Here is a 3,128-nt window from a genome sequence, read left to right on the forward strand (position 1 = left end):
GGTACTGATGTGCCTAGCCTCCTGGCACGCAGCGACTTTCAGTCAAAGATGTGGATAATCGTCATTATCCATGATTTGTGAGCTTCCCCCGTTGTCGACGATCACTCGCGGTTCACCTACTCGGCGATCCGCCCCTGGCTGAGTTGATTTCGGCTCCGTCGTACTTAACTGGCGGTTGATGGGCGGTCGGCGAGGCCGAGGCGCAGGTGTTCGCTGTGGTAGACGGCTTCGTCGAGGAGTTGGGCGACGTGGGTGTCATACAGGCTGTAGGTGATGGAACGGCCGGCGCGGGTGCCGGTGACCAGGCCGAGGTTGCGCAGCAGTCGTAGTTGATGCGAGACCGCGGACTGTTCCATGCCCACGGCGTCGGCGAGGTCTGTGACTGAGCGGGGCCCGTGGCGCAACTCGGTGAGGATCAGCAGACGACTCGGGGTGGCCAGTGCTTGCAGGGTCGTCGCGACGTGTGCGGCCGAGTCCGAGTCCAACCGCGCGACAGGGCGGTCACGTCCCTCGATGCCATGGCCCATGCTGTCGCATCTTACCTGCTCGCTTTCATATGAAGACGTCTTCATTCGTTCTGTTATCGTGGGCCGCGATGGTGGTCCGTCTCGGACAGCCACGTCCCTAGCCGGGCGCGTGCACGATTCGATAAAAGGTGAAACAGCGATGACCTCGACCGTGGAAACGATGTCAGGGCGAGGGCGTGTGCTGGCCACACCTCCCTCGATCCTGCGAACGGGAATGCGATTGCCGGAGGTGCGGTGGGCGGCGATCGCGTTGGCGCTGTTCGTGATCGGCTGGGCCATGCAGTTGGCCGGGACGCCGATGTGGCTGTGGTGGTCGGTGTATCTGGCGTGCTACGCGTGCGGCGGGTGGGAGCCGGCATTGGCCGGTCTGAAAGCCGCGCGCGAGCGCACCTTGGATGTTGATCTGCTAATGATCGTCGCCGCCCTCGCAGCAGCATCGATCGGGCAAGTGTTCGACGGGGCGCTGCTCATCGTCATCTTCGCCACCTCCGGGGCGTTGGAGGTGCTTGTCACCCAGCGCACCGCCGACTCGGTCACCTCGCTGCTGGGGTTGGCCCCTGAACGTGCCACCTTGATCGCCGTCGACGGCACCACACAGATCGTCGACTGCCGCGACCTCGAAGTCGGGCAACGCATTCTGGTGCGACCGGGCGAACGGATCGGCGCCGATGGCGTTGTCGTCGCCGGGATGAGCGAGGTCGATCAGCAGGTCGTGACCGGTGAATCCGTGCCCATCACGCGGCAGGTCGGCGACGAGGTGCTCTCGGGCACCGTCAACGGCACCGGCGCCTTGACAGTCGAGGTGACGCGCCCGGCCTCGGAGTCGGTGATCGCCCGCATCGTCACCCTCGTGGAAGACGCGTCGCAGACGAAAGCGCCGACTCAACTGTTCATCGAGAAAGTCGAGCAAACATATTCGACGACCGTCGTCGTGGCCACCCTGCTGGTACTCGGCGTGCCGATAGTGGTGTTCGGCAACTCGTTCGAAGATGCACTGCTGCGGGCCATCGTGTTCATGATCGTGGCCTCCCCGTGCGCGATCGTGCTCTCCACGATGCCGCCACTGCTCGCGTCGATCGCCAACGCCGGCCGACACGGTGTCCTCGTCAAATCCGCCGAAGTGATGGAAATGGTAGGTCGCACCACCCTGGTCGCGTTCGACAAGACCGGCACCCTCACTGAGGGACGCCCCGAGGTCACCGCGATCACCACTGAGCGCGGCCGGACCCCGGCACAGGTCCTGACCGCCGCCGCCGCAGCCGAACGACCCAGTGAACATCCACTCGGACGCGCCATCGTCGCCGCGGCTGATCACCGCAACCTCGAAGCCAAGACAGTCACCGAGTTCCGGGCACTCCCCGGACGAGGGGTCAGCGGCGACATCGACGGCCAGCACGTCGTGGTCGAACGTGCCGACGCCGGCCACGCCACCGGCACGATAGTCAGCGTGGTCATCGACGGCGACACCGCCGGCCACATCGAACTCGTCGACCGCCTCCGAGACGACGCCGCCGACGCAGTCGCCGACGTCGCTGACATCACCTCCCAGCCGCCCATGGTGCTCACTGGCGATCATCGGACGGTCGCACACCACATCGCCGAACAAGCCGGCATCACATCGGTCCACGCCGCACTACTGCCCGAAGCCAAAGCCCGCATCATCACCGACGCCGAACACGACGGACAGCGGGTGTTGCTCGTCGGCGACGGCATCAACGATGCCCCCGCACTCATGGCCGCCAGCACCGGCATCGCCATGGGCCGCCACGGATCCGACCTGGCCCTCGACACCGCCGATGCCATCATCGTGCGCGACGACCTCCGCGCCGTCGCCGCCCTCATCCGTCTGTCGCGCACAGCACGCCGCTACGTCATTGCCAACCTCTGTATCGCTGCGACCGTCATCATCACACTGGTCACCTGGGACCTCATCGGGACACTGCCCCTGCCCCTCGCCGTCGCCGGCCACGAAGGCTCCACCATCCTCGTCGCACTCAACGGTGCCCGCCTCCTACGCCCAGCAGCATGGTCAACACCCGGCCCTCGACACCACACACCTGAGTGACTTACCTGCGCCACGATCGCTGAGAACCTCCCATACCAGGGCACGCGGTGAACGTCCTATGCCCACTCGACCCTCCAACAACTGATCGCCGAAGGCCACGCGGCACTTCGTATTACAAGAGACAGTGGCGGGGTTGCAGGGTTCCATGTCGCAGTAAGGCCCCCAACGCTCTCGCACTGACCTGGATCTCGATCCGCCACTCTCACGCCTTCCTGGACGCCTAGCTCGTCGAAGATCCAAACAAAGGTGACAGTGACCAGCTCAGGCCACCCCTCACTCTCATCCTGGACTGGATCGGACAAGATACAAACCTGATCTGATCGACATGAGTGATCGGAGCGCGTTCGGCGGCCGATTATGAGGACTCCTAGAAGCATCCGTCGAGCCGACATAGATGAAGCCAACCTCCGTCGCGACAAGGCAACCAATGAGCGGGCGAGACTACGCGCGCCAGCAACCACTCCTGACGAGCTCCGACTTCGGCTTAGCGCCGTTCGGAGGTGGTGGCAAGAAACTCGAACAGGCAGTCGACAACC

Annotated in this window: 2 protein-coding genes; one reads left to right on the forward strand and one right to left on the reverse strand. The window is 64.4% G+C overall.

The genetic code is table 11. The annotated features are described in order from the left end of the window. Positions 1 to 164: 164 nt before the first annotated feature. Positions 165 to 527, reverse strand: coding sequence for an ArsR/SmtB family transcription factor (locus GOSPT_RS05310; RefSeq protein WP_005203797.1), 363 nt, complete (start codon positions 525 to 527; stop codon positions 165 to 167). Positions 528 to 666: 139 nt separating this feature from the next. On the opposite strand from GOSPT_RS05310, the gene GOSPT_RS05315 reads away from it, so the two are divergent. Further along, positions 667 to 2,592: a heavy metal translocating P-type ATPase gene (locus GOSPT_RS05315; protein WP_039854851.1), complete on the forward strand. Its 1,926-nt coding sequence runs from the start codon at positions 667 to 669 to the stop codon at positions 2,590 to 2,592. Positions 2,593 to 3,128: the final 536 nt, after the last annotated feature.

The organism is Gordonia sputi NBRC 100414 (assembly GCF_000248055.1).
GTDB lineage: Bacteria > Actinomycetota > Actinomycetes > Mycobacteriales > Mycobacteriaceae > Gordonia > Gordonia sputi.